General features: G+C 50.7%; 18 protein-coding genes. 6 read left to right on the top strand and 12 right to left on the bottom strand.

All coding sequences use genetic code 11. From position 1 onward, the window contains the following. Positions 1 to 8: 8 nt before the first annotated feature. Positions 9 to 461, bottom strand: a complete 453-nt coding sequence (locus ACO064_RS03245; protein WP_421825977.1) for a ferritin-like domain-containing protein — start codon at positions 459 to 461, stop codon at positions 9 to 11. 87 nt (positions 462 to 548) lie between these two features. On the opposite strand from ACO064_RS03245, the gene ACO064_RS03240 reads away from it, so the two are divergent. Next, the gene (locus tag ACO064_RS03240) at positions 549 to 1,334 is read left to right on the top strand and encodes a LytR/AlgR family response regulator transcription factor (protein ID WP_421825976.1); all 786 of its coding nucleotides are present in this window, start codon (positions 549 to 551) and stop codon (positions 1,332 to 1,334) included. 82 nt (positions 1,335 to 1,416) lie between these two features. Here ACO064_RS03240 and ACO064_RS03235 read toward each other — a convergent pair whose 3' ends face one another. The 7 genes from ACO064_RS03235 to ACO064_RS03205 form a co-directional block, all read right to left on the bottom strand. Then, positions 1,417 to 2,712, bottom strand: a complete 1,296-nt coding sequence (locus tag ACO064_RS03235; protein ID WP_421825975.1) for a hemolysin family protein — start codon at positions 2,710 to 2,712, stop codon at positions 1,417 to 1,419. Between the two features lie 81 nt (positions 2,713 to 2,793). Beyond that, the gene (locus ACO064_RS03230; RefSeq protein WP_421825974.1) at positions 2,794 to 3,021 is read right to left on the bottom strand and encodes a hypothetical protein; all 228 of its coding nucleotides are present in this window, start codon (positions 3,019 to 3,021) and stop codon (positions 2,794 to 2,796) included. 7 nt (positions 3,022 to 3,028) lie between these two features. Further along, complete coding sequence (gene ccsA / locus ACO064_RS03225; RefSeq protein ID WP_421825973.1) at positions 3,029 to 5,665, bottom strand: cytochrome c biogenesis protein CcsA; 2,637 nt, start codon at positions 5,663 to 5,665, stop codon at positions 3,029 to 3,031. Positions 5,666 to 5,771: 106 nt separating this feature from the next. Further along, positions 5,772 to 6,212, bottom strand: coding sequence for a cytochrome c maturation protein CcmE (locus ACO064_RS03220; RefSeq protein ID WP_138992176.1), 441 nt, complete (start codon positions 6,210 to 6,212; stop codon positions 5,772 to 5,774). Between the two features lie 100 nt (positions 6,213 to 6,312). Then, positions 6,313 to 6,522, bottom strand: a complete 210-nt coding sequence (locus ACO064_RS03215) for a CcmD family protein (protein ID WP_421825972.1) — start codon at positions 6,520 to 6,522, stop codon at positions 6,313 to 6,315. Positions 6,523 to 6,564: 42 nt separating this feature from the next. Continuing rightward, positions 6,565 to 7,263 carry a cytochrome c biogenesis protein gene (gene ccsA, locus ACO064_RS03210; protein WP_229317299.1) on the bottom strand — a complete coding sequence of 233 codons (699 nt, stop codon included), beginning with the start codon at positions 7,261 to 7,263 and terminating at the stop codon, positions 6,565 to 6,567. Between the two features lie 7 nt (positions 7,264 to 7,270). Then, positions 7,271 to 7,939 carry a heme exporter protein CcmB gene (locus tag ACO064_RS03205; protein ID WP_421825971.1) on the bottom strand — a complete coding sequence of 223 codons (669 nt, stop codon included), beginning with the start codon at positions 7,937 to 7,939 and terminating at the stop codon, positions 7,271 to 7,273. 324 nt (positions 7,940 to 8,263) lie between these two features. Between ACO064_RS03205 and ACO064_RS03200 the strand changes: the two genes are divergently transcribed. Next, positions 8,264 to 8,491, top strand: coding sequence for a FeoA family protein (locus ACO064_RS03200; RefSeq protein ID WP_114406273.1), 228 nt, complete (start codon positions 8,264 to 8,266; stop codon positions 8,489 to 8,491). Between the two features lie 59 nt (positions 8,492 to 8,550). Continuing rightward, positions 8,551 to 10,689 carry a ferrous iron transport protein B gene (gene feoB / locus ACO064_RS03195; protein ID WP_421825970.1) on the top strand — a complete coding sequence of 713 codons (2,139 nt, stop codon included), beginning with the start codon at positions 8,551 to 8,553 and terminating at the stop codon, positions 10,687 to 10,689. A gap of 707 nt (positions 10,690 to 11,396) precedes the next feature. On the opposite strand, the gene ACO064_RS03190 is transcribed toward feoB, so the two are convergent. After that, a complete protein-coding gene (locus tag ACO064_RS03190; RefSeq protein ID WP_421825969.1) occupies positions 11,397 to 12,896 on the bottom strand; it encodes an NAD(P)H-hydrate dehydratase in 1,500 nt (499 codons plus the stop codon). Positions 12,897 to 13,081: 185 nt separating this feature from the next. Here ACO064_RS03190 and rplS point away from each other — a divergent pair, with 185 nt between their 5' ends. Together rplS and dapF are read left to right on the top strand one after the other, a co-directional pair. Then, positions 13,082 to 13,459 (top strand): 50S ribosomal protein L19, encoded by a 378-nt coding sequence (gene rplS / locus ACO064_RS03185; protein ID WP_421825968.1) that lies wholly within the window; start codon positions 13,082 to 13,084, stop codon positions 13,457 to 13,459. Between the two features lie 117 nt (positions 13,460 to 13,576). Next, a complete protein-coding gene (dapF, locus tag ACO064_RS03180) occupies positions 13,577 to 14,347 on the top strand; it encodes a diaminopimelate epimerase (RefSeq protein WP_421830983.1) in 771 nt (256 codons plus the stop codon). A gap of 4 nt (positions 14,348 to 14,351) precedes the next feature. On the opposite strand, the gene ACO064_RS03175 is transcribed toward dapF, so the two are convergent. Continuing rightward, positions 14,352 to 14,660: a rhodanese-like domain-containing protein gene (locus ACO064_RS03175; protein ID WP_138992170.1), complete on the bottom strand. Its 309-nt coding sequence runs from the start codon at positions 14,658 to 14,660 to the stop codon at positions 14,352 to 14,354. Positions 14,661 to 14,898: 238 nt separating this feature from the next. On the opposite strand from ACO064_RS03175, the gene htpG reads away from it, so the two are divergent. Then, positions 14,899 to 16,728, top strand: a complete 1,830-nt coding sequence (htpG, locus tag ACO064_RS03170; RefSeq protein ID WP_421825967.1) for a molecular chaperone HtpG — start codon at positions 14,899 to 14,901, stop codon at positions 16,726 to 16,728. Between the two features lie 86 nt (positions 16,729 to 16,814). Here htpG and ACO064_RS03165 read toward each other — a convergent pair whose 3' ends face one another. Both ACO064_RS03165 and ACO064_RS03160 read right to left on the bottom strand, forming a co-directional pair. Then, complete coding sequence (locus ACO064_RS03165) at positions 16,815 to 17,402, bottom strand: hypothetical protein (RefSeq protein WP_421825966.1); 588 nt, start codon at positions 17,400 to 17,402, stop codon at positions 16,815 to 16,817. Positions 17,403 to 17,437: 35 nt separating this feature from the next. Then, on the bottom strand, positions 17,438 to 17,923 hold the full coding sequence (locus ACO064_RS03160; protein WP_421825965.1) for a hypothetical protein: 486 nt from the start codon (positions 17,921 to 17,923) through the stop codon (positions 17,438 to 17,440). Positions 17,924 to 17,932: the final 9 nt, after the last annotated feature.

The following is a 17,932-nucleotide window of genomic DNA, read 5'->3' as shown; positions in this document are numbered from 1 at the left end:
GCTAAATATTACTCTGTAACGTTCCGCAGCGTCGCGATTTGATCGCGGGTCTGGCGGAGTTCGTCGAGTTGGGTGCTGAGGGTCTGGCGGATGTAGGATGGAATGCTTTCGTCTTCCAGCGTTTCTTCGTATTCTTCAACCGCAGCATTTTCGCCAAAAACGCAGGATTCGAGAACCGTATTACGGTCTTTTCCCGTAAAGGCCGATTTGATGTCGATCCAGGCGCGGTGAATTTTGCTGCCAGTACTGGTTTCGTCAACGCCGGGAACCACTCCGCCAATGCGAACGATGCTGTCGGCCAGTTCACTCCGGAATTTCCGGCTCTGTGAAGTCAGGTTCTTGAAGAGAGAAGCCAGTTCGGCGTCTTCAATGTCCTCGGCGGCTTTTTCAAAGCCATTAATGCGGTCGTTGTTTATTTTAACCAGATCGTTCAGAGAGTCAACTATTTCGTCGTTTGTCATGATTGCAAGGTGTGTTGATTATTACCTATTTTAACTGGATCATTCAGCGAATGTTTAACAAAAAGCGATTTTGAGCGTAAAAAAGGCATGACTATTTTACTGATCGAAGATGAACCGCTGGTTGCCAAAACGTTGGCCCGACTGGTTCGGCAACTGGAGCCGGAGGCTCATCTCGAAGGCCCGCTGGAGAGTGTGCAGATGGCGATGGAGTGGTTTGGCCGCCACCGCGCCACCGATCTTCCGGAGCCGGATTTGATCCTGTCCGATATTCAACTTTCCGACGGCGTCAGTTTTGACATCTACCGTGAAATAAATCCAAAGTGTCCCATCATTTTTACGACGGCCTACGACGAGTATGCCATTCGGGCGTTCAAACTCAACAGCATCGATTACCTTTTGAAACCGGTCGAACCGGATGAATTGAAAGCTGCCTTCGACAAATACCACCGCTGGCGGCAGGGCGGTACTTCGACCGATTTTCGGGATCAGATCCGGGATTTACTGGCGGATGTGTCGGCACCGAGCAAAAAGTACAAACACCGGTTTATGGCGCATTACCTCCGAAACATCGTGCCGGTTCTGGAAGAAAACGTGGCGTATTTCTGCCGGGATGAGTTGATTTACCTCTACACAATGGACGGCCAGAAACTGGTGACGGATTACGGCTCGCTGGACGAACTGGAGGAACTCACCGACCCGGGCGTTTTCATCCGCGCCAACCGCCAGTGTCTGGTCAATCTGAATGCGATTGCGGGTTATCAATCGCATTACAGCGGCAAGCTGATTGTTACAATCCGAAAACCGGCTACGACCGAATTGACCATCAGCAAAGAAAAAGCCGCCGTGTTTCGGGAGTGGTTTGAGCAGGGGTGATTTTAGAATAGAGAAGTGAGAATAGAGAGGTGGTAACGGAATTTCAGAGGATGTCTTTACTCTCTTGTCTTTACTCTTGCATCTAGTCTTCTTTTTGAACAATCTGAACCCGCACTAGATCGATCCGGGCTTCCGTCATGGACAGAATCGTGAACGTGAACGGCGGCATTTCGATCACATCGTTTACGTTCGGAATTTCGCCGTTAATCGATAAAATCAAGCCACCCAGCGTGTCATAATCGCCTTCAGGGATGCCCCAGCCGTATTTTTCATTCAAATTTTCAATCTCGTGCCGGGCGCTCAGGAGCCAGGTATTGTCGTCCAGTTGCCGTTCGTCCCAGTCTTCGTTGGTGTCGTATTCGTCCTGAATCTCCCCGAAAATCTGTTCGACCAGATCCTCGACGCTAACCAGGCCCGATGTCCCTCCAAACTCATCGACCACCAAAGCAAGGCTTTTGCGTTCGGCCAGAAACTTTTCGAGCAACAACCGGGCGGGCATACTGTCCGGCACGACCCGAATGGGCGTCAGGATGCTCTCGATGCTTTGTGGTTTCTGAAACAGGGCGAGGGCGTGGCAATAGCCAATTACGTCGTCGATGTTGTCACGGTATACGATAATTTTTGAGTGACCGCTGTCCTGAAAACAGTTTTTCAACTCCTCAATGCTGTCTTCCACATCCACCGCCGTGATTTCCGTCCGTGGAATCATGCAATCCCGCACGGCCACATTGCGGAAATCGATGGCGTTGTTCAGGATTTCGGTATCGATGTCGATTTCCTCCTGGCTCGAATCGACCTGCTGTTTCTGCTGGTTGAACTGCTGGAGGTAATGGTTCAGGTCGATCAGGCCAAAAACCGGCCGAACTTCGGAGTACTGACTTCCCGGAATAATCTTGACGATGCCTTTGGTGAGCCAGACCATCAGCCGGACGATGGGGGCAATGGCTTTGTAGATGACCCAGATCGGAATCGCCAGTCTTTCCATGAACGCATCAGGATGAATCAGGGCGAGACTTTTGGGTACATAATCTGCAAAGGGCATGAAGACAACCGTCAGAATCAGCGTTTCGATGACGATCAGAGTAACGGGGTGGTTAAACGCTTCCGGGAGATAGGCCGACAGAAACGGGTTGAGCGCCGTCACACCCAGCACACCGTATAAAACCAGAAAGAGTGTATTCCCGGTCAGGGTTGTGCCAACAAACAGAATGGGTTGTTTCAGAAAGGCCGACACCAGCTTCTCGCCCAGCGGTCCCTGTTTACTGTGTAGCTCAAAATAAAGCCGGTTCACCGATTGGTAGGCCATTTCGACCGCCGAAAAAAAACCGGCCAGCACCAGTGCCACGAATGCTCCGAGGAGAATACTGTAGGATTCCATAAGGTTTCTGAACTTGGATTACGCGGATTAAAAGACCGCGTCAGCAATCCTGGTTAATCCTTTAATCCTGGTAATCCGAGTTCAAGACTTTTTCTTCTTTTTTCGGGTTGGTTTCACCGGAACGGTTGGTTTTTGTTTGACCGAATTCAGGTGTACGCCACGAACATACATAAAAGCCAGCAAAAACGCCAGACACAGCATAATTAGCCAGTAATGTTCGCCAAACGTACGCGTCCGCCGGAACTCCAGAACCCAGAGAATGAGGCAGCCGATGGAAAGGGAAATAAGAACGGTTTCTCTGATTTTCATAAAGTGCCTACTGTGAACTGCCCACCAGCGTCGGCTTCTTTTTGTCCCGCATCTTGGTGAATTCCCGGTAGCGACGGATTGCAGCCATTGAGAAACCGATCACGAGCACAAACGTCCCGATCCAGAGCAGGTTGATGAGCGGCATTTCCTTGGCTTTCATTACGATGTAATCGCGCTGGGTGGTGTTGGCCGTGAAGGTAAACAGGCCGGTTCGCGGATCGATTTCGTTCAGTTGGAGCCGCAAACCAAGTTCTTCGTTGGTTTCTGCTTTGCGGCCCACCATACGGTCTTTGATGATGAAGGCTGGCGACAGGGTATATTCCCGCTCTTTGTCCAGCACGCGAACCACGGCTTTGACGGCCGCATCGTTCGGTCCGAGGGGCGTTCCTTCAATTTCGCGGGTTTGGATCACATTGTCAAAAACCGCTACGTAATCGTTCACAAAGAACGTGTCTTTGGGCGCAATCCGGTAAGTTTCCGTCGGACTCCAGGTGCCTTCGCTGCTGGGGTCCGGAACGGTCGCTACGTAAGTATACAGGTCTTTGTCGGGCATCCGGCGAATGTCCGGCGAAGGCAGAAAACCGCCTGCGCCCATTTGCTCGTTGATCTGACCGCGCGGGTACAAAGTGAAAATTTTGCCCCCCGGTTCGCGGTATTCCACTTCGTAATAGGTGTTTTCGGGGTGCAGGGCAACGGTATCGCCTTTTTTGTGGTACAGCTTACCGTTTTGTTCAATATCCCGTGTCGCAATGCCGTGGAAACTCAGTTCAGGCGTGGCGCCCACAATCGGCTCGACCCAGTTGCGGGGAACGTAGTCCGGCACGTCGCGAATCTCGATCCGCTGGCCCCGGTAGGTCAGCAAATAACCGCTCATTTTCTGCGGCTGATTGAGCCACAGGATGACATTTTCCTTGTTTTCCTTGTTATCATTTTTCGTAAAATCGTCCCCTTTCGAAATCAGCAAACCGGTGTTGTTCAGGGAGACAATTTTGGAATAGCCCGACGAAAACAAAATCCCGACCAGCATCAATGCCACACCAATGTGGGCCACCGCGCCACCCGACAGCTTGTAATTCCCCCGAACGACGCCCCAAAAAATGCTGGAATTCGCAACAATGGCAAAAACCGAAGTGGTGAGCAACACCATGAAGGCCGGTTTGGTAATATCACCATAAGCAATCAAACCGCCACTGATGAACATCGTAAGGATGCCGGAAGTGATAAGGGCGTTCAGGTTGCCTTTGCCCACTTTGCGCCACCAGATGAATTGTCCGATTCCTGTCAAAAGCGCAATGGCCGAGAAAAACCAGATCTGGAATTTGTTGTAGTGCGCCACCTGATCGGCGGGCATGGCGATGTTGGGGCTAAATCCGAAAGCTTCGCCAATTTTGTTATAAACCGGAAACGAGGTGGTGTTCAGAACCTGAAAACCGGCCAGACAGAGCACGATGGCACCGATGAAAAGCCAGAATTCTTTGGAATACACGGAGGTTTCTTCTTCGTCTTTCTCGATCAATTTCCACTTGAAACTGATTAACACCACGGCCATGGCCACGAAAACCAGCATGTAAACCAGCAACTGGCCGGAAAGTCCTAGATCCGTAAACGAGTGAACCGAGGCATTGCCCAGAATACCGCTGCGGGTCAGGAAGGTCGAATACAGAATCAGCAGGAACGTCGCTACGGAAAGAATGATGGCGGTTTTCAAACCAGTCGAACTCTTTTTGGCAATCAGCATGGCGTGAATGGCGGCAATCAGCACCATCCAGGGCACCAACACCGAGTTTTCGACCGGGTCCCAGTTCCAGTAGCCCCCGAAATTAAGCGTTTCGTAAGCCCAATAGCCACCCATCAGAATCCCGACGCCCAGCACCATCGCCGAAAACAACGCCCAGGGAAGGGCGGGCCGCATCCATTCTTTCGGCTCGTTTTTCCACAAACCGGCGATGCAAAAAGCGAACGGAATCAGCGTCGTGGCATAGCCCAGAAACAGCGTCGGCGGGTGAATGACCATCCAGTAATTTTGCAGCAGCGGGTTCATACCCTTGCCATCTTCCGGAATGTAATTCGGATTGCTGGTGAAAATCGGCGCATCGGCCATCGCATCCCGCAGCAACAGGAACGGCGAACTGCCAATCTTGAACGTATCGCCAAAGACCACACCCAGAATCATGGATGCCAGAAACGCCTGAACCAGCGCAAAAACCGTCATCATGGGCGCTTCCCACTGGCGTGAACTCAGGCTTTTCGCCCGGTCGTCGCGGTTGGTTTGAATCAGAACGATACCCAGAATGACGTTCCAGAACAGCCACAGCAGAAAACTGCCTTCCTGTCCGTGCCAGAAACTCGAGATGATGTATTCGGCCGGCAACGCGCGCGACGAGTAACTCCAGGCGTAATGGTATTCGTAATAATGATTGGAAATGATGTAGAACAGACAGGCGACGATACCAAAAATGGCCACGCCGTGGAGGTAGAAAGCACCCCGGGCCAGCCAGCGCCACTGCGTGATTTCCCGTTTGTTTTGCAACAGCTCGTTACCCGCCAGCGAAATCCGCAGGTACGCAAACGTGGACATCAGCGCCGTAACGAATGAGATAATGACAAAAAGGTGGCCGATATTACCGACGGTTGTATGAATCATGATTGAATGGTTCGAATGGCTAAAGGGATGGTTAGATGGTTCTGATGGTTGAATGGTTGACGGTTTTTTAACCATTCAACCCTATTCAGCCAGCAGAACCATTCATTCATAACTTTGCCGTTTTCGCTTCGTATTCTTTGGTTTCCAGCTTGTTATCCTGGTATTTCGACGGACATTTCAGCAGGATTTTGTCCGCGCGGAAATGATCGCCCTGCATGCTGCCGATGACCACCACCTGTTCGGAACGGTCGAAATCCTGCGGTTTGGGCGAGTTATACACCACTTTCTGAAGGTGGTTTTCGGTGTCGACCAGCGTAAATTCAAAGCGGTTGGGGTCGACCTGGGGTTGATACACCATGTTGATGATCTTGCCCTGCGCGTCTTTGGTCAGCGTGCCCACGACGTGAACGCCGTCGGATTCGCCACTTTTCGCCAGTTCAGCCGCCTGGGTGAAAGTCACGTAGGAACTGGCATCCCCCGCCGTGGAGATGATGATACCGATTGCCAGGGCAATCACGACAATACCGAGAATATGTGTTTTTTTCATGATTGAGAATAAAGAGGTTAGACAAGAGAGTAAAGACAAAAACGCATCCGGTTTTTCTTTACTCTCTTGTCTAAACGGTCCGCCGTCGCGGCTCTCTTGTCTATTTAGAAATCTCTTTTTCCAGTTTACTAATTTTCGTATCCAGTCGGATGAGGTACGCAATGACCCCCGCAAAGGTGACCAGAAAGACGGCCACAACAACCCAGATTTTACCATCGGCCCGAAGCCGGTCAGCCATCTCAATTTCCTGTGCCTGACTGCTGAACGACAGCAATACCAAAAAGCAAAAGACTAGGAATTTAGGTATCATAGTAGTGAGTAGTGTAAAGTGGTAACACGTTTCAACAGGTAATCATTCCGCGGTGGAATGGGCTTTGGGTAGGGCATCGTTGACATGATCCAGCCGGTCGCGCAACCGACGCAGCCGCACCCGCAGTTGGGTAATCCAGACGCCCAGCAACGTCATCCCGATTACGGACGGATACAGCACCAGCCGCATGCCGCTGTCCATGTCGTATTTGCCGAAAGCCGGGTTGCCGCCATTGCCCGGATGCAGTGAATCGGTGAGCCGGGGCAGGATAAAAATGAGCGGAACAAAAACCGCAAAGGCAAAAATGTTGTAGATCGCCGAAATCCGGGCCCGGCGCAGTTCGTCGTCGAACGAGTTCCGCAGAATCAGGTAGGCAAAATACATCAGCATGCCGACCGCGACGCTGTTCAGTTTGGGGTCGTTGGGCCACGGATCTCCCCAGGTGACGCTGGCCCAGAGTGAACCGGTGGCACAGCCCAGAATACCGTATAAAATGGCGCTATTGGCAAACTCCACCGAAATATGATCGTCGTCCATTCGTCCTTTTCGCAGATACCGAATCGAGTAAATCATCGATGTCAGCATCAGGATGATCATCGAAAACCACAGCGGAACGTGAAAATAGACGTTGCGAATGCTCTCATTCAGAATGGGTTGACGGGGAACCGTTCCCAGAAGGCCGACCCAGATCACATACGTCATGATGACGACGGCCAGGGCTTTCCACCAGTTTTTTTTCATAGTCATTTTAACTTCTCCACAGATAGGGAAATAACAACACCGACAACACCAAAACAATGGCATCGATCGCCAGCAAAGTTCCGATTTCGTCCAGACTAACGCTACGGTCTAAGCCATCAAGTGCATTTTTCGACACCCGAATCAGCATAAGCAGCATAGGAAGCACCACCGGAAAACTCAAAACCGCCATGAGCGTCGCACTATTTTCGGCTTTGGAGGCAATGCCCGCAACCAGCGTCAGCGAGGCCGCAAAGCCGATGGCACCCAGCAGCAGATTGACCACAAACAGCGGCATGTCCATTCCCTCACCGGGAACGCCCATCACCAGCGTGTATATCCCGAAGCCCAAACCGGCTAACACCAGCATCAGCAGGGTGTTATACACAATTTTGGACAGGATGATTTTCTGCGGACTGACCAGCGTGTAGTAGTATAAAAGCCGCCCGGCGCGTTCCTGAACAAAACTTTTGGCAATGGCATTGATGGCCGTAAACAACAGAATAATCCAGAACAAAGCGTTCCAGACCATTGGCGTCAGTTGGTTCCGGCGCAGGCTGAAGCTCAGAAAACAGACGAAAACCGTGCTGACGATGTAGAGCAGCATCCCGTTCAGGGCATATCGCTGACGCCATTCCAACCGAAATTCTTTGCTGATTAATACTCTGAGCTGTTGCATCGCGCTATTGCCTGAGGGATTTTACCCTCCGTCATCCGGTCAAAATGTATGAATTTCGAGTGTTTGTACCAGATTCTACAAAATTACAACACAAACCCCAGTTCAGCTTGATACAAAGGTGGTTTTTTCACGGACAGGGAAGAAGGCTCCCAAAATTTGTCCGGTTTGTGTAATCCACCCATTGGAACTAGTTTTTTCGTTTACGCACTCTGCCAGAAAAGCCCGGTTTTTTTGAAACATTTCTTGTAAAAACGAACGGATATCCGTTAACTTGCATTAATTTGTAATGAGTCTAAATATCGTACGCGAATGCCCCACCGAAAAATACAGAAGCGCAGTGTCGCCGATTTAAAGGTTGGCGAAAAAGCGGTAATCGAGTCATTTAGTGACCAGTGGATGTCGCTGAAGTTGCTTGAAATGGGATGTTTACCCGGCACGGAAGTGTGTCTTCACTGCAAAGCGCCGTTGGGAGATCCCATTTGTCTGAATGTTTCCGGGTACTGTTTATCGATGCGGAAATCAGAAGCGGCTACCATATTAATCGAACAATAATATCGTCAGGGGGCCGGGTGTTGTACGACAGTTCCCGGCTTTTTCATTCCATAGTTTCCTTGAAATCAAAACCTGTCATCGCCCTCGTGGGCAATCCGAACTCCGGAAAATCATCGCTGTTTAATCAATTAACCGGCCTTCGCCAGAAAGTGGGCAACTTTCCCGGTGTAACCGTCGACAAAAAATCGGGAACGGCTTTTCTGAATGAGAACACCGAAATTTCGGTCATCGACTTGCCGGGTGTTTACAGTATTTATCCCAAGTCCGTCGACGAACAGGTCGTAACGGATATTCTGGCCAACCCGCAGCACCCGGATTATCCGGACGTGGCCGTGGTGGTGGTCGATGCGTCCAATCTAAACCGCAACCTGCTGTTGTTCAGTCAGATTCAGGATTTGGGCGTGCCGGTTATCATGGCGTTGAATATGCTGGACATTGCCCGGCAGCAGCACCTGGAAATAAACGCCGTGCGATTGTCGATGCAACTGGGCGTTCCGGTGGTGAAAATTAATGCGCGTATCGGAGAGGGGCTGGAGCTGTTGAAGGTAGCCATCGAGCAGCAAGTTGGCCAGCCGACGGTTTCGGGAACGCTTTTTTTCGATCCCGCCCAGCCGACGGTCTTAGCCGGACACGACATGAAGGGGCTGATTTCCGATGTTCGGCAACAATACCAGCTTACTAACAACTACGTCGCGCTGCAATACCTCATCCAACACGACGGTTTTTCATTTCTCGGACAACCGCAACGGGTTAAACTGGACGGTCTGATTGAAAAATACCAGTTCGACGAGGTCGATTTTCAGGCGAAAGAAACCATTGGGCGGTACCAGCGCATTGGCGAAGTGGTCAAAACCGTCGTGACGGACAAACGGCCCCTCAACCAGTCGACCTGGAGCCAGCGAATCGACCGAATTCTGCTGCATCCGGTCTGGGGATACGCCATTTTTGCCACGGTTTTGCTCCTGATTTTTCAGGCCATTTTTGCCTGGGCGCAACCCTTTGTCGATGGCATCGACGCGGGTGTGGCCTGGCTCAATGGCACTCTCCACGATCAACTTCCCGACAGTCCGCTTACAGATTTGTTAACGGATGGAATCATTGCCGGGGTGGGCGGAGTCGTCGTTTTTATTCCGCAGATTGCCTTTCTGTTCTTGCTGGTTTCGCTGCTCGAAGAATCCGGGTATATGTCGCGGGTGATGGTGTTGATGGACCGCATCATGCGGCAGTTTGGACTAAATGGCCGGAGTGTGGTGCCGCTGATTTCGGGCGTGGCTTGTGCCGTTCCGGCTATTATGGCCACCCGCAGCATCGGTTCCTGGCGCGAGAGACTGATTACCATTCTGGTGACGCCCCTGATGAGTTGTTCGGCCCGATTGCCCATTTACACCATTCTGATCGCGCTGGTGGTGCCGGAAAAAACCGTGCTGGGTTTCCTGAATCTACAGGGAATCGTAATGATGGGTTTGTATCTGCTCGGGCTGGTGGCGGCTCTGGTGGCGGCCTATGCTTTCAAACTCATCATCAAAGCCAAAGAACGAAGCCTGTTTGTGATGGAACTACCAACCTATAAATGGCCGCTCTGGAACCACGTCGGCATCACGGTATGGGACAGTGTCACGTCGTTCGTCTGGCAAGCCGGACGGGTCATCGTCGCGATTTCGATTGTGTTGTGGGTGTTGGCCTCCTACGGCCCCGGTGATGCGCTGGAGCAGGCCGAAAACCGGGTTCGGAGCGAATATGCCAACCTGCCGGCTGAACAGGTGGAAAACCGGGTCGCTTCCGGGAAACTGGAAGCCTCGTATGCCGGTCGATTTGGGAAAATTCTGGAGCCGGTGATCAAACCGCTGGGCTACGACTGGAAAATTGGCATCGCCCTCATCAGTTCGTTTGCGGCCCGCGAAGTGTTCGTTGGAACCATTGCCACCATCTACAGCATCGGGAGTGCCGACGAGGGGAACGACAGTACGATTCGGGAAAAACTGGCGGCAGAAATCAATCCGGAGACGGGCGAACCCATGTATACGCCTGCGGTTGCCTTTTCGTTACTGGTTTTTTACGTATTCGCAATGATGTGCATGAGCACGATTGCAACCGTTTACCGCGAGACCAAAGGCTGGAAGTGGCCCATGATCCAGTTGGCCTACATGAGCGTTCTGGCGTATGGGGCCGCTTTTTTAGTTTACCAACTGATGAAATGAAAAACAGATTTCATCGGGAGCAGCCGGTTTTGAAATCCGCTTTTCCTAATGAAATCTGTTTTGGTGTGGATGATTCTTTGGTGTGGATTACCCGGTTTACATTACCAGAATAACCCTTTCGAGATGATTGGGTAAACGAAGTGGAAGAGAATATAGGCAAATATCATAACGGTCAAGACGCCTAACAATGAAATCTGGTCAATTTCAAATCGAGCACGGCGGCCTCCTGTACGATTTGCTCTCCATTCTTTTGGGACAACGTTTCTCATGGCAATGGTCAATTATGGTGTTGATATAGGATATGCTGGATATAGGCTACAAAATTCGGCAATTCGGGTGGTTCTGAAATGCGTACAACTACGCGATTTTCAAAACAGGTAGTTTCTACATTTCAAGTTGTAGTGGACTACTTAATCTTCAGTCAAATACTATTCCAGTGAATACCGTTTTTTTGACTTGACTTACCAAAAGGAAAATTTGTCTGATTATCAGTCTATTATGTATTGTAAAAAAAGCCGGAAAGCATTTTTCTAGTTTTTCATACACAAGAGCTGATGGGTAAGTGTAGATTTTTTTCTACACCCATTGGGAACGTATTACACAGCGTTAGACCCGCTCGTATCTACGATGGTTGTAAGAAAATCGATGGACTGGAAGAAATCTTTTTTAAAGGCGGGTATTTCTACCATCAAAAACCGCCACGGGTGTTAATCCCACCGCAGGGCTTCGATGATGTCGGAAGCCGTCAGACCAATGGGGCCGCGTTGTTCGGCCGCGCGGTCGCCCGCCCGCCCGTGTTCGAAAACACCCAGTACTGCCGCTTCTACTGGGTCGTAGCCCTGAGCGATCAGGGCCGTTAGAATACCCGTCAGAACATCGCCCGTTCCGCCGGTGCTCATGCCTGGATTCCCGGTCGAATTGAAATGGGTAGTGCCATCCGGCGTGGCAATTGCCGTATGGGCACCTTTCAAAACGACGACAAACTGATTGCGCTGGGCAAAATCCCGCAGGATTCCCAGTTTGTCATAATCACTCGTCCAGCGTCGCGTCAGGCGCTCAAACTCTTTAGGGTGGGGTGTTAAAATGCTGTTCTTCGGAATTTTATCGATCAGGTCGCGATTCCGGGCAATCAGGTTAATGGCATCGGCGTCGATCACCATCGGTTTTTGGGCTTCCGACAGCAATTTGCGCAACATTGTCAGCGTTTCGGGAGCGGTGCCAATGCCGGGGCCAACACCGATGGCCGAATAGCTGCCTGGCTCGGGCGCTTCCAGTTCCGACTGTCCCGACAGGATGTGCAGATGGCCATCGGGCAGGCACATGGCTTCCGGAACCGTGGTTTGCAGGATTTCGTAGCCACAACGGGGCATCTGTACCGTCAGCAATCCAACCCCCGACCGCAAACACGCTTTGGACGCGAGAACGCCAGCCCCTATTTTCCCGTAACTGCCGACCAGCAACAGGGCGTGCCCGAACGATCCTTTGTGCGAAAACCGCTTACGCGGACGCAGCAAATGCCGGGCTTCCTGTTCGGTGGTGTAAAAATAGGTCGTCGGTGTCCGTTCGATGAATACCCGGCTCAATCCAATGTCGACCCAGTGCCATTCGCCCACGTAAAGCCCCAAAGTCGGTTGCAGGAAAGCCAGTTTTGGCAGGTGAAACGCGACGGTGTAATCCGGCTGAATGATGGTCGAATTGGGACCGTTGGCCGTGTCGGCAAAAAGACCGCTGGCAATGTCAACCGCAACGACTGTGGCCGGACTGTGGTTGATGGCGTCGATCACGGCCTGAACAATCCCCTCCGTGGTTCGGGAAAGCCCCGATCCCAGAATGGCATCGATCACCACTTCCCGGTTTCGGATAATCGGTATATCGCGTTCATTTTCAATGTAATTGATAGACGAAATCAGCTTCATCCGCCGGTGGTTATGCATGAAGTCGTCGGATTCGCGGGGAGCGTATCGGACCACATACGTCTGAACGGCATATTCCAACTGGGTCAACAAACGCGCAATCGCCAAACCGTCACCGCCGTTGTTGCCTAATCCGCAGAAAACCCGAACGGGACGGGTTTTGTCAAACCGGGCCGTATACCAGTCGGTGAATGCCTGAGCAGCCCTTTCCATGAGGTTGATGGGCGCAATGGGTTCATGCTCAATGGTATATTGATCGAGGGTGCGGGTTTGTTCAACGGTTAGAATTTTCATCAGGCTGGATCAACTGGGACTAACGAGTTCAGGTCTTCGATGGCGAATTAGCTAAAAACCCGTTAACTTTCCACGGTTCGGGTGGCAATCAATTTATTTTAAGGGCAACTATTTATAAAACGGAATCTTTTGGCTATATTTGCGGCTTATTAGGAAATTTCATACCCCCGAAGATATCTACGGTCATGAGTGAATTAATTAAACTGGTCGAAGCTGAGAATGCAGGTCGGCGGAACAATTTTCCGGACTTCAATTCAGGCGACACAGTCAATGTACATGTTAAAATCCGTGAAGGAAACAAAGAGCGGATTCAGGTTTATTCGGGAACGGTGATCCAACGCCGGAATCCGAACACCAACGGAGAAACGTTTACAGTACGCAAGATCTCAAATGGTATCGGTGTAGAACGGATTTTCCCGATTCTGTCGCCGAATATCGACAAAGTTGAATTGGTTCGTCTGGGCCGCGTTCGCCGGGCACGTTTGTTCTATCTGCGTGGTCGTCAGGGTAAAGCAGCACGGATCAAGGAACGCAAGGCTAAAGTTAGACAGCCACAGGCGTAGTACTGCCCCTCTTCTCAGTAAGAAAGCTGTCTGTCCGGACGGCTTTTTTTGTACCCCAAAAAAAGAGTTAAGAGTTTGTATGCGTCAGCCAACTCTTAATTCTTAACTCACGAAATGATCGATTTCTTCAAATACCAGGGAACGGGCAACGATTTCATCCTGATCGACGACCGTGCCGAAACCTTCCCGGTTTCGCAGGAACGCATTGCCCGGCTTTGTCACCGTCGGTTCGGAATCGGCGCCGATGGCTTGATTCTGCTCCGTAATCATCCGGAGTATGATTTCCAGATGATCTATTTCAACGCGGATGGCGCGGAAGGCAGCATGTGTGGCAATGGCGGACGCTGCATTGTTCGGTTTGCGCACGATTTAGGCTTGTTCGAAACAGAAACCCGTTTTCTGGCCGTCGATGGTGAACACCAGGCTTCGGTCACCGAAGCGGAAGTGTCCTTGAAAATGAATGAAATTGCCGGGATCGACCAGCAGGCGGATTATGCTTTTCTGAATACCGGTTCTCCGCATTACGTGAAAGTGGTGGAAGATGTTGAGTCGATGGATGTCGTAGCGGAAGGCCGGCCGGTTCGCTATGACAGTCGGTTTGCACCCGGTGGCACCAACGCCAATTTTATGCAACCCATCGGTGCTAATGCCTTGTTTGTCAGAACCTACGAGCGGGGTGTTGAGGACGAAACTTATTCCTGCGGGACGGGCGTGACGGCTTCGGCTTTGGTTGCACACCAGCAACTCGGCATGAGCAGTCCGGTTTCAATTCAGACGCTGGGCGGTAATTTGCGGGTATCCTTCGTTACCACTGCCGACGGCGGTTTTAGCAATCTTTATTTAATCGGCCCTGCGGTTCGGGTATTCACCGGTTCGGTAGAGGTTTAAACAATCACTCTTCGGCTCCGAGAATGCCGCCTTTGAGGTGGTACAACTGTTTTTCTTCCATTTCGGGATGGCGGCAGAAATCCTTCACCGCCACCCGGCTTCGAACGCCGTTGGTGCAGACCACGATGACATTGTCATATGGCAGGAGATAATGCCGTTTGCTGCGGATTTCGGCCAGTGGAATGTTCAGGCCGCCGATGTTGAATTCTTCAAATTCCCATTCGTCGCGCACGTCGACAATGACGGTTTCCGGTTCCATCACCAGTGACTCCATTTCTTCCGTTGTAATGTCGGTATATGTTTTCGGGTTCACAGGCGATAGGGCGGTGTAGATGGGTGGCTCATGCGGTGTCATTGCATACGAAACACAAAAATAGGAAAGGGTGTTTTCTCAGGCCGGAAAATAGTAGAGGAACCGCAATCTTTTATTTTCCCTTGACCTTTTCCCGGCTTTTTACTGCCAACTTGTCACATTCTGATGCTCTGGAACAGTTGTTGGTGCCGGGTGGGCATCAGTTTATTGCGTCAATCATACTCTAATTTTTATTGTCATGAGCTCGACCATTCAGGAAAAAGGTCAAATTTCGATTCATACGGAAAACATCTTTCCGATCATCAAAAAATTTCTCTATTCCGATCACGAGATCTTTTTACGGGAATTGGTTTCTAATGCCGTCGATGCATCCCAGAAACTGAAAAAACTGGCCGGATTCGGCGAATTTAACGGTGAGCTGGGCGATTTGAAAGTGACCGTCACCCTCGACGAAGAAGCCAAAACCATCACCGTCAGCGACCGGGGCATTGGGATGACGGCGGAAGAAATCAAGAAGTACATCAACCAGATTGCGTTTTCCGGTGCCTCTGAATTTCTGGAAAAATACAAAGACAAGCTGGACGAAAAAGGCGCGATCATCGGTCATTTTGGCCTGGGCTTCTATTCGGCCTTCATGGTTTCTGATCACGTCGAAATTATCACCAAATCGTATCGGGAAGGCTCGGAAGCCGCCCGCTGGATTTGCGATGGTTCGACTGAGTTTGAAATTACGGAAGCCGAGCGCGCGGAACACGGAACGGACATCATTCTGCACATTGCCGCTGATTCGGAAGAGTTTCTGGATAAAGACCGCCTTCGGTCAATTCTGGATAAATACGGCCGGTTTCTGCCCATCGACATCGAATTCGATGGCGCAACCATCAACAATACTGCCCCGATCTGGACCAAGTCGCCTTCTGATCTGACCGACGAAGATTACCTGAATTTTTACAAGGAACTCTATCCGATGTCGGAAGAGCCCCTGTTCTGGATTCACCTGAATGTCGATTATCCGTTTAACCTGACGGGCGTGCTGTATTTCCCAAGGGTTAAAAATGATTTTCAGATCCGGCGTGAAAAAATTCAATTGTACAGTCGCCAGGTGTTCATCACTGACGAGGTCAAAGACATCGTGCCGGACTTTCTGATGATGCTGCACGGCGTAATCGACTCGCCGGATATTCCGCTCAACGTGTCGCGGAGTTTTCTGCAAGCCGACAGCAATGTCAAGAAAATCAACGGGTACATCACGCGGAAAGTTGCTGATAAACTGGGAGAACTGTTCCGCAACGACCGCGCCGGTTTTGAACAGAAATTCGATGACATCGGCCTGTTTGTCAAATACGGTATCATCAGCGATGAGAAATTCTACGAAAAAGCCAAGGACTTCTGTCTGGTGAAAAACGTAGACGGGAAATACTTCACCTTTGAGGAGTTTAGCGCAGCCGTTAAGGAAAATCAGACTGATAAAAACGGTTCGGTTGTCTGGCTTTATACGAACGATCTGCAAAAACAGGACGGTTTCATCGCATCGGCCCGGAAACGCGGGTATGAAGTCTTGCTGTTCGATACGGTGATCGACAGCCATTTCATCAATCAACTGGAATACAAGCTCGAAAAAACCAGCCTGAAACGCGTCGATGCCGATACGTTTGACAAGCTGATCGACAAGGGGATCAACAACGAAAGTGTGCTGTCGGAAGACGACAAAACGAAACTGAAAACGTTGTTTGAGGAAGCGCTGGAGAGCAAAACCGGTACGGTTTCCGTCGAAGCCATGCCAACCGACGAACTGCCGGTGATCATCACCCTGCCCGAGTTTTTCCGCCGGATGAAAGATATGTCCGCGCTGAGTGGCGAACGGGGTATGTTCGGTGCCATGCCGGATAGTTACAACATTGCCGTGAACGCCAACCACCCGCTGGCCGACCGCATTTTGAAATTGGATAATGCAGACGAGCAAAAGGTACTGGTTAAACAAAGCCTGGATCTGGCCAAACTGGCACAGGGCATGCTTTCCGGCTCCGACCTGACCGCGTTCATCCGTCGCACGGTCGAGACGTTGTAAAATGGGTATTCGGTTTTCAGTATACGGTATTCGGTGGCTGACGCGTGCATCTGAATGCGTCAGCCACCGAATACCGAATACCGTCTTTAAACCTCCCGGCCGTATTTATTCTTATACAGTTGTTTAGCCTGTCCAACCCAGTCTTCGCGCTCGATGCGGTCGGGGAAAAATTCAATAATATCACTCACCTTTTCTACATCCTCGGTCGTAAAATTGGCCAGTTGCCGGAAGCTGAAAATGCCGAGTGTGTGCAGTTTGCGTTCAAAAAACGGACCGACGCCCACAATCTCTTTCAGATCATCTGCATCGTTCAGGGTGGCGTAGCCAATGCGGCTAAAATTCAATTCCGAAGCACGTGACGCAATTTTACGGAAAACGGTTTCTTCATCGCTTTCTGTTGCTATGTTACCATTGCTTGTCGGTGCAACTGTTCGGGTGCTTGTATACTCGACGGTTTTTGTTGCTGGAGAGGAAGCCATCGCTACCGTCGCTTTCCGCTTGCGGTGGCAGTCATCCAGGGCCGCTTCCTGATCGGCCAAAGCAGCTTTTAATTCGCTGATGCGGTTGTTGGTGATCAACCGGGCGAGGAAATAACCCACAAGGGCGGCAAAGGCCAGCAAGATCAGAATTTCAGTAATGGCAACGCCCCGGCTAAACGGATCTAAATTGAACATAGTGTCTGTGCTTTTTTAGGTCGAACAGTTGAATTCTAAACGCCATATTTTTTGCGGTGTAACTTTTTTGCCTGGCCGATCCAGTCTTCCCGTTCGATGCGGTCGGGGAAGAACTCAATGATGTTGGCAATCTGGTTGGTGTCTTCCGTCGTACAATTGGCCAACTGCTGAAACGTATAGATTCGGAGGCTGTGCAGTTTTTTCTCGAAAAACGGGCCAATTCCGTTAATTTCCTTCAAGTCATCGGCTTTAGCGAGTGAGGAATGGCCGATTCGTGTGAAATTCAGTTCATTTGCCCGGGAAGAAATGCGTTGGAGCACGATGTCTTCCTGCTGGGCCTGACTGGATTTCAGGCACTCTTCCACCTGGCTTTCGGTGGCATTGATCTGACTTTCGAGCCGGCGAATCGTAACTTTTCGACCGATGTAACCGATGATGAAACCTAGCGTTCCACAAACTAGTAACATAATCCAGTGTTGCAGAACGGCGTCGGGCAACTGATGGGGATTCATTTCAAACATAGTGGTAAT

The sequence above is a fragment of the Larkinella sp. genome (assembly GCF_965227735.1).
In the GTDB taxonomy this organism is placed as follows: Bacteria; Bacteroidota; Bacteroidia; order Cytophagales; family Spirosomataceae; genus Larkinella.
Note: the sequence above shows the minus strand (reverse complement) of the source record. Positions and strands in the feature narration are given on the sequence as shown.